Annotated in this window: 15 protein-coding genes and 1 pseudogene; 6 read left to right on the top strand and 10 right to left on the bottom strand. The window is 67.2% G+C overall.

What is annotated here, in order from left to right:
• Nucleotides 1-321: pseudogene (locus XM50_RS20340) on the top strand (class I SAM-dependent methyltransferase); the annotation flags it as partial.
• Nucleotides 322-490: 169 nt separating this feature from the next.
• On the top strand, nucleotides 491-664 hold the full coding sequence (locus XM50_RS20335; protein WP_164518961.1) for a hypothetical protein: 174 nt from the start codon (nucleotides 491-493) through the stop codon (nucleotides 662-664).
• A gap of 114 nt (nucleotides 665-778) precedes the next feature.
• Here XM50_RS20335 and XM50_RS21090 read toward each other — a convergent pair whose 3' ends face one another.
• Entirely contained in the window at nucleotides 779-916 is a 138-nt protein-coding gene (locus tag XM50_RS21090) for a ribosome modulation factor (RefSeq protein ID WP_432431012.1), read from the bottom strand.
• 355 nt (nucleotides 917-1,271) lie between these two features.
• Here XM50_RS21090 and XM50_RS01235 point away from each other — a divergent pair, with 355 nt between their 5' ends.
• Nucleotides 1,272-2,018, top strand: a complete 747-nt coding sequence (locus XM50_RS01235) for a Crp/Fnr family transcriptional regulator (RefSeq protein WP_082102613.1) — start codon at nucleotides 1,272-1,274, stop codon at nucleotides 2,016-2,018.
• 39 nt (nucleotides 2,019-2,057) lie between these two features.
• On the opposite strand, the gene XM50_RS01230 is transcribed toward XM50_RS01235, so the two are convergent.
• Nucleotides 2,058-2,363 (bottom strand): hypothetical protein, encoded by a 306-nt coding sequence (locus tag XM50_RS01230; RefSeq protein ID WP_052742335.1) that lies wholly within the window; start codon nucleotides 2,361-2,363, stop codon nucleotides 2,058-2,060.
• 248 nt (nucleotides 2,364-2,611) lie between these two features.
• Here XM50_RS01230 and XM50_RS01225 point away from each other — a divergent pair, with 248 nt between their 5' ends.
• Both XM50_RS01225 and XM50_RS01220 read left to right on the top strand, forming a co-directional pair.
• Entirely contained in the window at nucleotides 2,612-3,268 is a 657-nt protein-coding gene (locus XM50_RS01225; RefSeq protein WP_046406709.1) for a YoaK family protein, read from the top strand.
• A 78-nt stretch (nucleotides 3,269-3,346) separates the two neighbouring features.
• Nucleotides 3,347-4,444 (top strand): DUF5694 domain-containing protein, encoded by a 1,098-nt coding sequence (locus XM50_RS01220; protein WP_156167058.1) that lies wholly within the window; start codon nucleotides 3,347-3,349, stop codon nucleotides 4,442-4,444.
• 15 nt (nucleotides 4,445-4,459) lie between these two features.
• Here XM50_RS01220 and XM50_RS01215 read toward each other — a convergent pair whose 3' ends face one another.
• From XM50_RS01215 to XM50_RS01200, 4 genes are read right to left on the bottom strand one after another with little or no spacing between them, the layout of a single operon-like run.
• Entirely contained in the window at nucleotides 4,460-5,710 is a 1,251-nt protein-coding gene (locus tag XM50_RS01215; RefSeq protein WP_046406708.1) for a DUF3526 domain-containing protein, read from the bottom strand.
• Nucleotides 5,707-7,161, bottom strand: coding sequence for an ABC transporter permease (locus tag XM50_RS01210; protein ID WP_046406706.1), 1,455 nt, complete (start codon nucleotides 7,159-7,161; stop codon nucleotides 5,707-5,709). The genes XM50_RS01215 and XM50_RS01210 overlap by 4 nt, the downstream gene beginning before the upstream one ends.
• Nucleotides 7,158-7,898 carry an ABC transporter ATP-binding protein gene (locus tag XM50_RS01205; protein ID WP_046406705.1) on the bottom strand — a complete coding sequence of 247 codons (741 nt, stop codon included), beginning with the start codon at nucleotides 7,896-7,898 and terminating at the stop codon, nucleotides 7,158-7,160. Before XM50_RS01205 ends, XM50_RS01210 begins: the two co-directional genes overlap by 4 nt.
• Nucleotides 7,899-7,909: 11 nt before the next feature.
• Complete coding sequence (locus XM50_RS01200; RefSeq protein ID WP_052742333.1) at nucleotides 7,910-9,934, bottom strand: TonB-dependent siderophore receptor; 2,025 nt, start codon at nucleotides 9,932-9,934, stop codon at nucleotides 7,910-7,912.
• 166 nt (nucleotides 9,935-10,100) lie between these two features.
• Between XM50_RS01200 and XM50_RS01195 the strand changes: the two genes are divergently transcribed.
• Nucleotides 10,101-11,936, top strand: coding sequence for a M14 family metallopeptidase (locus XM50_RS01195; RefSeq protein WP_231621814.1), 1,836 nt, complete (start codon nucleotides 10,101-10,103; stop codon nucleotides 11,934-11,936).
• Nucleotides 11,937-11,953: 17 nt separating this feature from the next.
• Here XM50_RS01195 and XM50_RS01190 read toward each other — a convergent pair whose 3' ends face one another.
• From XM50_RS01190 to XM50_RS01175, 4 genes are all read right to left on the bottom strand, one after another.
• Nucleotides 11,954-13,444 carry an alginate export family protein gene (locus XM50_RS01190; protein WP_197075275.1) on the bottom strand — a complete coding sequence of 497 codons (1,491 nt, stop codon included), beginning with the start codon at nucleotides 13,442-13,444 and terminating at the stop codon, nucleotides 11,954-11,956.
• 516 nt (nucleotides 13,445-13,960) lie between these two features.
• Entirely contained in the window at nucleotides 13,961-15,766 is a 1,806-nt protein-coding gene (locus XM50_RS01185) for an SLC13 family permease (protein WP_052742332.1), read from the bottom strand.
• Between the two features lie 58 nt (nucleotides 15,767-15,824).
• Complete coding sequence (locus XM50_RS01180) at nucleotides 15,825-16,445, bottom strand: ATP-binding protein (RefSeq protein WP_046406704.1); 621 nt, start codon at nucleotides 16,443-16,445, stop codon at nucleotides 15,825-15,827.
• Nucleotides 16,446-16,473: 28 nt separating this feature from the next.
• On the bottom strand, nucleotides 16,474-16,569 hold the full coding sequence (locus XM50_RS01175; RefSeq protein ID WP_443024626.1) for an urease subunit gamma: 96 nt from the start codon (nucleotides 16,567-16,569) through the stop codon (nucleotides 16,474-16,476).
• Nucleotides 16,570-16,578 lie beyond the last annotated feature (9 nt).

The raw sequence follows: 16,578 nt of genomic DNA, 5'->3' as shown, positions 1-16,578 counted from the left end.
ATCGCCGGCCACGCCCCGCGCGCCCGTGCCCGCCAGCTCGCCGTGCCCGCGCCGCCGCCCCGCCCCTGTTATGACGCGGTGGTCATCGCCGAATTGCTCTATTATCTCGATCCCGCCGCGATGAACGCGCTGGCGCGGCAGGTGGCCGGCGTGCTGCGCCCCGGCGGGCGGCTTGTGCTCGCGCATCACCGCATCACCTTTTACGACTTCGCGCAGCAGGCGGCCGGCATCCACGATCGCTTCGCCGCCGCGAGCGGCCGCCGCTGGTCGTCCCGCCTTGTCCGCCGGACCGGGCGCTGGAGCGTCGTCGCCCTCACCTGACACGCCGGCTGAAGTCGAGGCCACGCTCACGACCGGCAGGACCGAAGCCGCGAGCGATGTCGCGGCAAATGGCAGCGGGGCGCAGTGATCCTGCCGTATCGCAGACCTGTCTAACCCACGTTGTGGCGGACGATCCGACTCACAGCTATCGAGTAGCGAGGAGGTTGCCATGTCGATCTACGATAAGGAATACTTCTGCGTCCGCGCCGAAAGTGAGCTGCAGATGGCCAAGGCAGCACAGAATCCCGCCGCGAAGCGCGCGCACTACACGCTGGCCGGTCACTATCTCAATCGTGCGCATGGTGGTCAGTTACGCAACCTGCCCGCCTCTGCGGCAGAATGAGCTGCGGAAAGGATGATCCCGGACTATACTCTCTGACGGGAAGCTGATGTGCCCGGCGGAGGCAGGGCAGATCGGTGTAATTGAGGCGTGAGCAGAGGCGCCCCGCCGCTGTGTTCATTTGCCGGATTTTCCAGTCACATCGAAATAGGCGCTTCGGTACCCGCGGCGCCATGCGTCATATTCAACCGTGTTCGGGTTGAAAGGGCATGCGGAGATCGGATCGCCCTTCGCAAACGCATCCCGCCCCGCCAAGAGAGCGTCTGTGACTCGCTGCGGCGAGCCATCATCATCCCGGTTTGCCAACTGCCCCTCCGCATCGGCTGCCCCCGGTCAGCACGATAAACCCCATCAGTTACGCCAAGATACTGGTCATGCGACGCGCCAGACTATCAGTCTCTTGTTCCAGATCAAAGCCTTACCGGCTTGGCGCCGCCCGCTTCAGGCCCGGCGCTGCATTGGCGCATCGGGGCGAGAAAAGGATGCACCTTCTGATCGTACAGGACCACGAAACCTTGGTCGACAGCGATGTCATTTTACCATCGTTAACCATACGCTTGCGCAAGAACGATGGAAGGAGCAAGGAATGGATCGGACGTGACCGTGTAGAATGCGCAACCCGATGCCATACTCTCCCCTGATCGCAAAACTGCGCGCAGTGACAAGAATACGGGACGAAGACGCTGCGAAGGTAAATAGCACTTGGATCAACGAATATAGAACCACCGCGGGAAGCGACATTGTTTCCGCAGGGACCAGGATCGAGAGCCTCCGTGTCATCCTGGATGGTTGGGCCGCCCGCTATCGGATGACGGCCGACGGCAATCGACAGTTGACCGAATTGCTGATCCCGGGGGACTTCTGCAACGTTCACGCCACGATCCTTCCTGCCATGGACCATGGTGTGACGGCGCTGACGGACTGTCGTGTCGGCAAGATCGATGTCGCGGCACTCGACAATGTCATCATCGAGGTGCCGGTCCTTGCACGCGCAATCTGGAGGAGCGTGCTGATCGACCTGACCATCCTGCGCGAATGGATCGCCAGCGCCGATCAACATGACCCGCTGAAAACCGTCGCGCATCTGCTGTGCCAGCTACATGCGCGATTGGGGATCATCGGGCGCGTGCGCGCCAATCGCTTCGTGCTTCCTCTCACGGATAACGACGTCGCCTCGGTGTGCGGCCTTCCGGCAATGCCCGCGACAAATTACCTCGATGAACTGAAGGATTGGGGCCTCATCAGCCGCAAGGGCGATGAGATCACCCTGAACGATCTGCGCGCGATCCACCGGTTTGCCGGCTATAACGCAAGGCACCTGCAATTCCGCAACCCGGCCGAACGCGCGACGGCCTGAGCGACGATCCGGGGCCGCGATCACGCGGACAGCCGTCCCTCAGCGGCTCGCGGCGTTCCTGCCCGCCCCCGGCTTCCACGCGGCCGGCTTGGTCGACGGATCTTCCGCTGCGCCCGCGCCGCTGCCGCGCGCCTCGCCGGTGACCGGGTCGACCGAGGCGCGCGCGCCTGCCCCCTCCCCACCCCCGGCCGGATCGGCATTGACGGCACCAGACGGATCCTCACGGCGCAGCGCCTCCTCCCGCGCAGGCGAATAGGATTGGCCGTACAGCCCCTCGCCGTGATCGAACGGGTTCTTCGGCGTCTGCCGCTCGGGATCGACGGCGGGATGGTCGGTGCGTTCCATGGCAAGGTTCCTCATCTGCAAGGCCGTGCCGCGGGGGGCGGCGCATAGCCTTTCCCCATCAACGGGCCAGCCGGCGCTAAGTCGTTACCGCCACGGAACGTACGCGCCGTTTTCTGCGTAACCTGGATCAGGTCGCGCATCCCACGTTGCGCCTGGATGGCCCCGATTGCGCTTGGCGCAGTGCGCTCTAGGGTGCGACGCGGGCTGATCGGCGGCATCCCGCCCGCGCGCCGCATTGGAGGGCAGCGATGCTGCGATATGGCCGAAACCTGCGCATCCTGGCGATGGGCTACGCCATGCTTGCCGGCGCGGTCGATGCGATCGGCTTCCTTAGATCCGGCGGGCTGTTCGTCTCGTTCATGAGCGGCAATTCCACGCGCCTCTCGATCGGCGTCACCCAATCGCTGACGATCGCCGTCGCGGCCGCCACGCTCGTCGCGCTGTTCGTCGCCGGCGTGATCTTCAACGTCCTGATCGGCGAAAGCGCGCCAGCGCACCATCGCAAGTTCGCCGCCACCCTTACCGTCACCCTGCTGCTGGTCGTGGCCGCCGCGATCGACAGCGCTGGGCGCCACCGCGTCGCGGTCGGCTTCCTGTGCGTCGCGATGGGCAGCGCGAATGCGATCTTCCGCCGCGATGGGGAGGTGGGGATCGGCGTCACCTACATGACCGGCACGCTGGTGAAGCTCGGACACCGGCTTGCCGACCTCTTGCGCGGTACGGGCGATCGGGAGTGGCTGTCCTATTTCCTGCTGTGGCTATCGCTGGTGCTGGGCGGCATCGCGGGGGCGAGCGCCTTTATCTGGTCCCCCAACGCCGCCCTCTGGTGCGCCGCCGCCGCCGCCGCGATCCTCTCGGCGCTGACCTTCTGGCTGATGGGTGACGAGACCCGCGCCGCGCGCTGAATGCCGCCGCCCGGTGTGTTGACCGAATAATACAGTGCCGCTAGCATCGGCCCCGGGACACAGGAGAGGGAGGGGATGATGCGAGGCCTGCTACCGGGCACGCTGGCTGCCGCGATGGCACTGGCCGGCGCCACCGCCACGTCCGCTACCGCGACGGGCGACTACCGCCCCGCCTTCCGCCCCGATCAGCTGAAGGGCCCGCCTGCCGGCGCGCCCAACGAGGTACTGGTGCTCGGCACCGTGCATCTGTCGGGGCTCGGCGACGGCTTCCGCGCGGCCCAGCTGTCGCCCTTGATGGACCGACTGGCCCGCTGGCAGTCGACCGCCATCGCCACGGAATCGCTCTCCGGCCTGCAATGCGACAGCCTGCGCCGCTATCCTGCGCGCTATGCCGATACGGTGGAGAGCTATTGCCCCGACACCGGCCCCGCCGCCGCCGCCACCGGGCTGGACGTGCCCGCCGCCACGGCGGAGGTGGAACGGCTGCTCGCCGCCTGGCCGGCCAGGCCGACCGCCGGACAGCGCCGCCACCTCGCGGCCATCCTGCTCGCCGCGGGGGAGCCAGCCTCCGCTTTGGTCCAGTGGCTCCGCCTGCCCACCGCGGAACAGCGCGCCGGCGACGGGCTGACGGCGGACCTCGCAACAACGCTCGCCGCGCTGGAGGGCCGGCGCAACGAGAATTACTGGGTCGCCGCGGTGCTGGCTGCGCGGCTCGGCCATGAGCGTTTATGGAGCATCGACGATCATTCCGCCGACACGCCGGAGCCGACCGATCGCGCGGCGGCAGAGGCAGCGATCATGCGCGCGTGGGACAATCCCGCCGCCAAGGCGCAGCGCGCGCAGGATCAGCAGCATGAGGGTCGGCTGACGCAGCCCGACGGGTTGCTGGCGATGTACCGGGCGCTCAACGATCCGCAGACCCCGACGCTCGCCTATAAGGCCGATTTCGGCGCCGCATTGGTCGAACCCTCGCCGCAGGGCTTTGGCCGCCGCTATGTCGGCTATTGGGAAACGCGCAACCTGCGCATGGTGGCCAACATCCGCGACGTGCTCGCGCGCCAGCCCGGCACCCGCCTCCTCACCATCGTCGGCGCCTCGCACAAGGGCTATGTCGACGCCTATCTGAACCTGATGCACGACGTGCGGCTGGCCGACGCGGCGGCGGTGCTGCGCTGATCGACCGGGGAGCGTCTATCCCTTGAACCTCGGCGCCCGGGCAAAATCATCAGCATCGAACGGGCGATCGTTGAACAGATAGTCGTAGTAGAATTCGCGCAATTGCCGGTGAAAGCTGCGGATCCGGTCCTGATACGCCAGTTGCGCGGTCAGATCCGTCGCTGCCAGCCGCGTCAGCAGCGTTTGCACACCGGCTGGGGGCATGATCCAGCCGAGCGTTCGGGCGGCAGCATCGCGCTGCTCCAGCCCCTCGCGATAGGCACGCACCTGATCCGCGACGTCCTGATCGCCGTTCTGATGGAAGGCGAAATACCATTTGTAGTGGAACGCCGCGCCCAGCGGCGCCGACATGGCCCATTGCGGATGACGCGCATAGAAGCGGCGCATCGTCTCCTCGCGGGGGATATCCCAGGCATGGTTCACCCGTTCGCGCTGGGCCAGCGCGATCTCCGCACCCTGGCTGATCGGCAGCGCGCGGTTGATCGCGACATGCGCCAGCGTGGGGGCGACCAGCACCAGCACCAGCCAGCTAGCGGCCAGCGTCGCGGCATTGACCGCCGAGCTCCATCGAAGCCGCCCCACCAGCGCGGCAAGACCGATCCAGAACAAGAGATAGGCGGCAATGACCGCCAGGATCAGCAGGATCGTCCCGCCGCCCACGCCCGATAGCAGCGCGCCGATCGTGAAGGGTATGCCCAGCGCCGCCCAGAGCAGCACCAGCCGCAGCGCCCTTCGCCGCCGCATCAGCCCGGCCCCGCCCCGCGGCAACGCCGCCAGCGTGCGCCACCGCCCGCTCTCCCGCTCCGCGGACGTTAGATCGTGGAACAGCGCGATGACGAACAGTGGCGCCAGAAACACCAGCACGAAGGAGAAATCGAACCGGCCCGGTAGCGCCAGCTCGGGGTTGAAGACATCCCCATCGTAGATTTGCGCTTCCAGCCCCAGCGCCCGGACGCGCAGGATAAAAGGGGACACATCGCGCATCCCCAACGCGGCGAACGCGAGCGGCGACGGCGCATCCCATGTCGGATGGAAACTGTAATAGGCCGCACTTCCGGCATCCCGGCTGCGCCCGACATATTCGGCGACGGCAGCGATATCCTCCGCCTGCGCCGCGGGGACAGCGGCGATCGCGGCGCGCTGACGCTCCACCTCCGCCATGCCCGCAGCCACCGCCGCCACTGACAGTGCGGCCAGCAGCGCCAGGGTGACGAGGATCAGCCGCGCACGGACCAGCAGGCGAAGCTCCTGCATCCAAAGGTTCATCGCGCCGCTCCCGGTCGCACTACGCCCAGGCGGCTCGCCCTTCTTGAGAGCAACAGAGCGGCGATGGTGAGCCATGCCAGGATCACGATCACCCCCGGCACCGCCCCGGCAGCGAGCGCGCGGCCACCGGGCGGTCGATAGGCGAAGTCGGGTATCTCGCCCCAGTTGCTCGCCGCCACGCGCTTGCGCCGGTCAGCATCCGGGTCCGTTGCCGTGTCGTCGCCGTAGCTGACCCCCTGCGCCTGCATCCGGTTCAGCCGCTGAACGAGCGCGTAGCGATAGTCCTCCGCCTGTTCGAGAAAGCGGCGATGCCCCGCGAAATCGGTGCCGGCGGCCGCCATGGAGAGTGAGCGCAGCGCGATCGCCGGGCTGACCACGCCGATCGCGCGGACCACTTGGTTCTGCCGCTGCTGCGCGTCATGGTTCTGGTCGGCATACAGGTCGAAAAGGCCGGCGGTCAGCCGCTCCCCCTCCAGCGCCAGCAATCCCTTGTAATTGACCGGCAGCTCCTCGACCCGCTCAACGCCGTATCGCTTCAGCACATCGGCTTTGAAGGCGGCGAAATGGGGGTCGTCAGGATTATGGCTGTCCCCCATCCGCCGCAGGTCACGCGCAATCGCCACGTCGGTCTGGAGGCGGTTCTGTAGAGGGATGGCGGCCGTGGCGACATCGGGCGCGAGGCGCGGCAGCAGGACAACGGTGACAGCCCATAAAGCAATCAGCACAAGCAAGGCTTCGCGGCTGCGTCGCACCAGCGTCGATACCAGCACGATCATCACCACCCACAGCGCGAGATACGCGGCATAGCCAAGCGCGATGGCGGCGATCGGCAGCATCAGCGCACCAGGCTGCCCGGCGATCGCGAGGAAGCCGATCATCGCCGGCGCACCGGCGAGGATGGCGACCGCGCCCAGTGCCAGCAGCTTGCCCCCGACGATCTGTGCGCCAGACACGCCTTGCAGCATCAACAGCCGGATGGTCCCGCGCTCCGTCTCACGCGCCACAGCGCCAAAGCCGAGGAAGATCAGCAGCAACGGCGCGACGACCTGAAGCACGAAGGCGGGGGTCAGCTGCCCGAAGCGGATCAGCATCGAGCTCTGCCGCACATCACCGAAATTGGCGGTGTTCTGGCGGTGCCCCTCCAGAAACATGCTGCTCCCGGTAAAGGCATCGACGCCCGGATCGAAGGCGGCGAGGGGTCCCAGCGGGCGGAAGATGAAATGGCCATAATGGACCACGCGGTGCGGGTGACGGTCGGGCTGCGCGTCGAACGCATGTTCCGCCTGATGCTGGTGACGCGCGCGAAGCTCCGCGTTGGCGCGCTGGTGCGACCAGGCGCTGAGCACCGCCACGATCGTCAGCAGAACGAACAGCCCGACGGCGATGATGGCGACGCGGTTGCGCGTCATCAGGCGCAGTTCGTCGGTCGCAATCAGCCGGATGTGCTTCATGCCGCCTGCCCCTTCGTTCCCGCAGCGAAACGCGCATGCAGCGCGCGCACGTCGAAGCGCTGCGGACCGCGGGCCTCCGCCTCGTCGGTGATCCGCCCCGCCTCCAGGAAGCCGATCCGATCGGCCACGTCGGCTGCGGAGAGCAGATCGTGCGTCACCATCAGCACGGCCGTTCCCCGGTCGCGCACTGCCTGCACCAGTGCGTTGAAATCAGCCGTCGCGCGCGGATCCAGACCCGACGTCGGCTCGTCCAGCAGCAGCACCGGCACGTCCCGCAGCAGCGCGACCGCAATTGCCACCTTCTGGCGCATCCCCTTGGAAAAGCCGCCCAGCCGCTGGTCCCAGGCGCGCTGCTGCAGCCCCGCCGCGGCCAGCGCCTCGGTGATCGCGCCGCGCTCCTTGCGCTCATCCGACAGGGCGAGAAGATAGTCCGCATTCTCGACCGCGCTGAGATGCTCGTACAGCGCAACATTCTCCGGCAGATAGGCCATCCGCCGCCGCGCAGCGTCCGGGTTCGTCCCCGGGTCGATGCCGGCCACCAGCACCGTCCCCGACTGCGCCCGCACGAAGCCGAGCAATGTCGCCAGCGTCGTCGACTTGCCCGCGCCATTGCCACCCAGCAGCGCGGTAATGCTGCCCGCGGGCACCCGCAGCGACAGCCGGTCGAGCACGCGTTGCTCGCCATAGCCGACGGTCAGGTCGTCGATGAGGATTGGCGGGGTGCCGCTCCGGTCCATGGGGTTCTTCCTCAGATGTCGAGGCGCAGCGAGGCGCGCACGGTTCGCGGCGCACCGGGATAGATCCAGAGCGCGCTGTAGGAGCTGGCGGCGTACCGCGTGTCGAAGAGGTTGTCGGCCTCCACCCGAAGGCGCAATTTTTGGGTCAGCGGCGCCTCGACGGCCGCTTTCGCCTTCACATAACCGGGCAAGATGACGGGATCTTGCGTCACCGCGCCGGTGCGATCGCCGACATAGGCAACGCCGCCGCTCACCTGCCACTCGCCGCGTCGCGACGGGATGCGATGGACGACCAGCAAGGTGCCCGAATGCGCCGCCACGTTGAGCACCTCGGGCGTGGGGAAAGCGGCATCGTCCGCCTTGGCGTCGAGAGAGGCATAATTGGCGACGATCTGCCAGCCTCGACCGAGCCGTGCCGAGGCATCCAGTTCGATCCCGCGGCTGACGATACTGCCGACCGGCGCCAGGAAGTTCGCGTTGTTCGGATCGGTCGTCAGGATGTCGGTCTTGCGAATGTCGAACCATGTGGCGGCCACGTCGATGCCGGGCAGCTTGGCCGCGACCCCCAGTTCATAGCCGCGCCCCGATTCCGGCCCGAACCCGGCCCCGCTGCTGTCGGTGCCGGTGTTGAGCGAGAAGCTCTCGCCCCAGTTCGCATGAACCGCGATCGCCTCGCTGACCTGATACCGGCCGCCCAGCCGGAAATTCACCGGCTCGTCGATGGTGCGGCCGGTGATCCCGGTGTTGTTGTTGACGATCTTCTGCCGGTACGGATCGATCCGCGCGCCGCCGACCAGCGTCAGCCGGTCGGTGACGTCCCACATGTCCTGGACGTAGAACGTGCCGACCCAGCGGCTTTCGTCGTTGTTGGTGAACGGGCGCAGCGGCGCCGCGACCGCGCCATACACCGGGTTGAACAGGTCCACGGCATAAGGCGCAGCCGCCGACGGATTGATCCGCAGCCAGCGCTCGCCATAGTCGAATGTATAGCCCTTGATGCCGATGCTGACCCGATGCCGGCCAATCGTTCCGGCCAGTTCCAGACGGGCGGACACGTCCTTCACGCTGAAGTCGCGCGACCGCCGCTGGCGCCACAGCGCATTTCCTTCGATACGCGACTGATCGGCCGACAGGCCCTTCAATGTCCCGGTGCGCCACACCACGCCGCCGTTCAGCGTCCACTGGTCACCCAGTTGCGCAAGTCCGGTGAACTCATGCTGGTCGTTCCTCGACCGGGTGAGGCCGTTCGATGGCTCGCCATACCAGTTCGATCGCGGTAGCGCGTTGGCGTCACCGCCGTTCGCCGGAATGCCCCGATCGAATGGCGTGTCGAAACGGCTGAACTCGCCGATATAGGTCAGGCGCACCGCGTCGCTCGGCTGCCAGGTCAGCGATGGCGAGACGATGCGGCGATTGATCGTGACGTGATCGCGCCACCCGTCGCTGTCTTCCGCCGCCACGACGATGCGGCCCGCCAGCGTGTCGCTCAGCGGCCCGGTGGCATCCACCTCGATCCGACGCGTGTCGAACGAGCCATAGCTGATCGAGGCATTGGCATGCGGCGTGAAGCGCGGTGCCTTGGTCACGATGTTCACCCGCCCGCCCGGATCAACATCGCCGAACAGCGCACCGGCCGGTCCCTTCAGCACTTCGATCCGTTCGGTCGTCGCCGGGTCGCGCGGAGGGGCCATGCCGCGATTGGCGAGAAAGCCGTTCACATAATATTCGGCGCCCCCATCCGGCGTTCCGAGAAAGCCGCGCACCGCGAAATTGTCGATCACACCGCCGCGGTTGTTCTGCTGGCTGAACCCGCTCACCAGCTCGAGTGCGTCGCTGAGCCGATAGGTGCCCGCCGCGTCCAGAATGTCGCGCTCGACCGATCGGCTCGATTGCGACATCCGCTCCATCACCGTGTCGGACGACCGCGTCCGGTCGACGCTCGTTCGCGTGCCCAGCACCACGATGTCGGAATCGCCCGTGTCGGCCCGGGCAACCCCCGCCCCCACTGCCGCCCCTATGCCGGCAGCGGCCAGCATGAACCCTCCGGCCCTTGCCCGATCCGTCCGGCGCAGCACGATCGTCGAAATTCCCCACACACCGATCACGAGCCACCGCTTGGTTGAGTTATGTTGCAACATCCCATAGAGGCGCTGGCATAAGGCGCAACTGGAATGTTGCAACATCACATCACAAGGATCGTTTGTGCTTCCGCTCCTTCTCGCCGCAGCAACGGCATTGACCGCTTCGCACTCGCCAACCTCGGCTCCGGCCACTCCAACCGCACCGGCCGCCGCCACCGTCCCCGCCGCCCCCTCACCCTCTCCCGCCCGACCGGTCCTGCCGCCGGCGCTGCCGTGGACTGGCGCAAGCGAGCGGCTGGTCGTCGCGGCCGACCATCCGTGGATCACCCCCGCCGAACGCGCGGGCTTTGCCACCACCGCGGGCTATGCGGAGGTCCGCGCGTGGCTCGACCGGCTGGCCGCCGCCTCGCCACTGATCTCGGTCGAGACGTTCGGCACGACGAGCGAAGGCCGCGATCTGGTGTTCGTCCGCGCCAGCAAGGGCGCCGGTCAGCGTCCCGTCGTCCTCGTGCAAGCGGGCATCCACGCCGGCGAGATCGACGGCAAGGATGCCGGGCTGATGCTGCTCCGGGACATAGCGACGGGGGGAAAGGCCCACCTGCTCGATCGGGTGGACCTCGTCTTCGTGCCGATCCTCAATATCGATGGCCACGAACGGACCAGCGCGTGGAACTTCCCCGCGCTGCGCGGCCCGGATCAGAAGGGCTATCAGCGCAACGCCCGCAACATCAATCTGAACCGCGATTATGCCAAGGCGGACGCCCCCGAAACGCGCGCCATCATCACGTTGCTGCGGCGCTTCGATCCGATCCTCTACGTCGATTGCCACGTCAGCGACGGCTTCGACATGCAATATGACATCACCTTCACTTATGCCGGCTGGGGTCGCTACGCGCGCCATCGCGCCACCGCTGACTGGCTGGAGGATCGCTTCGGCCCGGCCGTGACCGCGGCGCTGGAACGGGCCGGTCACGTCCCCGCCATCTACCCCAGTCCGATCGACACGCGCGATCCGGCGAAGGGCATCCGCTATGCTCCCGAGGGACCACGCTATTCGACTGGCTATGGCGACTTCATCGGCGTGCCGACGGTGCTCGTCGAAAACCACATGCTGAAGCCATATCGTCAGCGCGTGCTGGGCACGTATGTGCTGCTGGAAGAAGCGATCCGCCTCGCCGGCGCAGAGGCGCCGCGGATCGTGGCCGCCAAGGCGCGCGACCGTGCCAGCCGCCCCCGCACCCTCCTGACGAAGTGGCAGCCCGCCGCTGCGCCGATCGGCTGGGTCGACCAGTTCAAGGGGGTCGCCTTCGACACCTACCGGTCGCCGGTGACGGGCCGCGACGAACAACGCTGGCTGGCGCGCCCGATCACCTTTCGCATGCCGATCATCGGGCAAGAGGCAACGCAGCGCGTCACCCTGCCCCGCGCCTGGTGGATCCCGCCCGCGCAGGCCGAGGTGATCGACCGGCTGCAGCTCCATGGCATCCGCTACGAGGTGCTTGATGAACCGCGGACACTGACCCTCGATCGCGTGGGGCTCGTCTCGCCGCACAGCAAGCCGGCCACCGACGGCCGCATCCCGCTCGCCGCCGCCGACCTGGTGCATGAGCAGATCCGTGAGACTATGCCGTCCGGCAGCATCCGCGTACCCGTCGATCAGCCGCTCGGCCTGCTCGCCGCCGCCCTGCTCGAACCCGAAAGCCAGGACTCCTTTCGTGCGTGGGGCTTCTTCCCGGAATTGCTCTCCACCGCGCCGGGCAGCGAGGCGTTCGTCCTGGTGCCAAGCGCCGAAGCGCTGCTCGCCAACGATCGCCCCTTGCGCGACCGCTTCTCCGCGAAGCTGCGAACAGATCCCATGTTCGCGAACGATCCCGATGCCCGGCTCGCCTGGGTGCTGGACCAGAGGTCTCCGCGCGACCCCTTCCACGCGCTCTATCCGATCCGCCGCGAACCGTGATCCGCCGCGGGCATTGCTCAGAAATTGATCACCACATTGGCAAAGGCGCCGGTCCAGGTCGGCGCCTTGCCCGGGATCGCCGCCTTGATCCCCGCGCCGGGGAAGGACGCGGCCAGCCCGATCGTCAGGAACATGTTGCTGGTCAGGATCTGGTTATATTCCAGGAAGAAATCGTCCGAGAGGTGCGACCTGGTCACCCCGTCGACCAGATTATACCCGCTCGGCGTCCGCACGAAGCGCGTTGCCTGTCCGAACTGCAACGGGCTGTCGAGCTGCGCGGCGGCGATATAGGAATAGCGCAGCGTGACGGTGATCTTCTGCGACGGCTGCACCGCGCCGCTGAACTCCAGCGCCTTCACATTGGTGTTGATGAACACCATCGACGATTCCGCCCCCGTCGCCCAGATGCCGGGTGATCCTTCGTAGTAAAGCGGGTCGAACCGCTCCAGCTTGGGCGTATCGGGATTGTCGCCAGAGAAATATTTGGCGGTGTAGATCAGCGTCGGCGTCCACGGCGTGTCGGCGAACTTGTAGCCGATCTGCCCGCGCGCGGCCCAGGCGGACATGTTGATCCGGTTGTTCCACTGATAGGCGACGTCGCCGGTGATGAACCAGTTGCGCAGCGGCCCCGCGTCGCGACTGCCGCGGAAATACAGGTTCACCACATTGGTCTGGTCGCGCCCGTCGGGGATGATCGTCGGCTCCCCGGTCCCGCCCGGCGCGGCGCGGATGTACGGCGATTCCGATCGTAACACGTTGATATAGGTGAAGCCGAGGAAATCCTCATTGGGCGCATCATAGCGGAAATCGACCCCGGCCAGCTGGTTGCGGCCGTTGTTCGACGGCAATTCGCGCGGCTCGATGAAATAGCCGGTAATGGTCTGGCGCCCGTTGATGATCCGCCCGATCGCCGCCTGTTTCCACGCCTTGCGCGGCCCGAATTTCAGCGCCCCGCGCTCGAACCCGTTCACCCCGCCATTGGCGATCAGCATCCCGCTGCCCAGCGTCAACTCGCGCGGGCCGACCGACAGGTCGAACCTGGCCCCCGCCCCCCCGGTGCGGAACCCCAGATAGCCCTCCTCCAGCGTGATCGCGCCCTGGTTGCGTGAATCGAACGCATCGGTCCCCCAGGTACGCGAGGCAACGGCGGAAACCTTGCCATAGAATATTGCGCCATCGGCAAAGGTCTTGTCGAACCCGACGCCCGGCTTGGCATAACCCTCCAGCCAGTTCTCGTCCGAATTGAACCGCGACTGCGGCGAAAAGACCGACGCGAGGTTCCAGAACAGGTTGTTCTCGATATCGTAATTGAGCCCGCTCTGCAGGTACCAGCGCACATGCAGCCCATCGCGGTCATAGATATCGGTGATCGGCGTCTGCTGCGCCGCGGAGGTGGCGATCTGGCCGCTGCGCAGCCCCGACGGTCCCGCCTGCGGCAACGTCGTCGTACCCGACCGGCGCACCGAGCCTTCGATCACCTGGATGCCGTCGGCCCGCGCCGCAGGCACGTCGTGGCCCAGGGTGCGCTCGGGCCTGGGTTCCGCTGGCTGGGATGTGGGTGGTCGTGATGTGGCTGGTTGGGAGGCCGCCGGCGCCTCCTGCACCATCGGCACCAAGACGGGAGGTGGTGGCAAATTCAACGCTCGGTCCCCCATGCCCAAGTGAGTAGTCCGGGCAACTGCGCCCAATTGCTCCGGCAGCAGATCGATAAATCCCCCTCCCCCGGCGACCTATCGTGACAATTACCTAGCCCGCGCGGTCGCCCCGACGAGCTGCGTTTGTTAGCGCCGTCCAGCCATTGCAGGGTACGAAACTGAGACCCGGAATGCCGGCACGAACTTCATGAAGTTGCGCAACGCGCCCGACGCGCTTCGTTGCGAAGTGATGAGCCGGCCCCTGTTCTTTCCGCTCACGCTCTCGCGTGCTGCCATTCCCCGATCCGGCTAATGCCGCGGTCCTCCCCCCCCGCTGTTCCTCGTGCTGGCCCGCTGACCGGCGCTGATCCGCCTTGTCGCCTGCGTGGGTCAGATCATCATGTTGATCGCCGCACAGGTCGCCAGCCCGACGGTAATGTTCATCGGCAAACCGATCTTCACGAAATCGGAAAAGCGGTAATCCGCTGCCGCATAGACCATCGTGTTGGTCTGATAGCCGATCGGCGTCGCGAAGCTGGCGGAGGCAGCGAACATTACGGCGATGATCAGCGGCCGCGGGTCGTTGCCCGTTGCCTGCGCGAGGCCGATCGCGACCGGGGTCATGATCACGGCGACCGCGTTGTTGGTCACCGTCTCGGTCAGCACGGAAGTGAGGAAATACAGCACCAGCAACAACGCGAACGGCGAGAGCGTGCTAAGCCAGGGCGAGGCGACATCGACGATCATCTGCACCGTGCCGATCGATTCCAGCGCGCTCCCGATCCCCAGCATGGCAAAGATCAGCACCAGCACGCTGCCGTCGATCGACCGCCAGGCCTCTTCGGGATCGACGCATCGGGTGATCAGCACCACCCCGACCCCGATGATCGCCAGCGCCGCCACGGGCAGCACGCCAAGCGCCGCCAGCACCACGACGCTCAGCAGCGTCAGTACCGCGATCGGCGCGCGGTGCCGGCGGAACCGCCGCACGTGGCTGGTATCCTCGACGATCAGGTTGCTGTTCTCGTGCAGCGCGGAGATCGCCGGCGTCTCGGCAGCGACGAGCAGACTGTCCGCCGCCCGCAGCCGGACGCTGCCAAGGTCCGGTCCCGGCAAATGACGCGCCCGACCGACCCCCAGCACACGCGCCGGCAGATTGGACAGGAACGGGATATTGCGCAGCTCGCGGCCCAGCGCGGGATGGGTTGGCGATATCGTCAGCCCGATCATGCGAACGTCGTCCGATCGCTCGTCCTGTGCCAGGCGGATGTCGCGACCGACATTCTGCAGGCCCACCACGACACCCTTGCTCCGCGCCAGGTCGTCCAGCTCATCGGCGGAGCTGCTCACCACCAACCGGTCCGTCGGCAGCAGCGGGACGCTGGGCTCCGGCGATCGCAGCGTCCGCGCCCCGCGGCGCAGGGCCACCAGCCGCACCGCGTCGCGCTTCAGGAAGGCCAATTCGCCGATCGTCGGCAGCGCGCCCTCCTCGTCGGGCAGCACGGCCAGCTCGGTCAGATACTGCAGCTCGTGCCGCTCGGCGATGTCATTGTCGGGCCGGTCAGGCAGCACGCGCGGCCCCAGGATCAGCAGCGTCAGCACGCCCGCCGCCATCGTCACCAGCCCCACGCCAGTAATCTCGAAAATGCCGAACCCCGGTTGGCCGTTCGCCCGCGCGACACCATCCACCAGCAGGTTGGTCGACGTGCCGATCAGCGTCAGCGTCCCGCCCAGGATCGACAGGTAGGACAAGGGGATCAGCAGCCGCGTCGCCGATATGCCAACCGCGCGCGCCAGCCGCCGGACCAGCGGTATCAGGACGATGACGACCGGCGTGTTGTTGATGAACGCCGGTACGATCGCCGCGCCCGACATCATCTCCAACACCGTCCGGCGCGGATGCTTGCCGGCGCGCCGGATGATGAGGCTCGCCACCGCCTCGATCGTCCCCGTGCGGACCAGCGCACCCGACAGGATGAAGAACGCGCCAATGGCGATCGGCGCCGAATTGGAGAAGGACTGCGCGATCAGCGCCGGGGTCAGCCAGCCGAACGCGATCATCAGCGCCGCCCCGCATACCGCGATCGTCACCGGCGGAAACCGCTCCACCGCAAAGGCGACGAACAGAAGCACGATAAACAGCAGGCCAAGCACCGGCAGATAGGGGGCCAGCGCGTCCGCGACATTCATCATCATCACCGCCCTCTAGGCCGGTCCCGCGATGATGCCATGCAAAAGCGTTCCCCCCGCAGCCTCATGCCGCCGCCAGCGCCGCGGGCTCCAGCCGGTGGAGCCGGAAGCCGCCCTCGCCCAGCGCGCCGCGCGCCACGTCGATCAGGTGCGCATGGTGGGTGAACAGCAGCACCTGGTTGCGCCGCGCCGCCACCGCCAGCACGCGAAGCATCGCCGCCGCGCGTTCGTCATCGGCGGTGATCAGCAGATCGTCGCACACGATCGGCAGCGCGTGCTGCCCGGTCTCGATCGCGCCCAGCCGCAGCGCCAGGTACAATTGGTCGCGCGTCCCCTCCGACAGCGCCTCGACGCCGACGGCCGCGCCCCCGGCCCGGATCGCGCGGATCGCCGGCCGGTCCTGGTCGTCATAATCGACGCCCAGCCCCGCGAACGCCCCCGCCGTCACGGTCGCGAACAGCGCACCGGCGCGGTCGATCAGCGGCGCCTGGTTCTGCTGGCGATGGCGGTCCAGCACCCAGCGAAGCAGCGCCGCCGCCGCCGCCGCCTCGACATGCGCCTCCGCCGCCGCGCCCATCGCCGCCGCGCTGTCTGGGCAGCCGGCGTTGATCTCGATTTCGCCCGCGGCGAGGATAAGCCCGCCGACGGGCGCGGTCTGCGTCTTGGGGTCTGTCTTCGCCGCCATCGCGCATGTCCTTCGTGGTGGAGGGGGCCTATTGGATCGGATTGTGGACGGTCACGAGCCGGCTGCCATCGGTGAACACCGCCTCGACCTGGACATAGGGGATCATGTCGACGACCCCCTCCATCACGTCGCT

The organism is Sphingomonas sp. Ag1 (assembly GCF_000980895.1).
Lineage (GTDB): Bacteria > Pseudomonadota > Alphaproteobacteria > Sphingomonadales > Sphingomonadaceae > Sphingomonas > Sphingomonas panaciterrae.
Note: the sequence above shows the minus strand (reverse complement) of the source record. Positions and strands in the feature narration are given on the sequence as shown.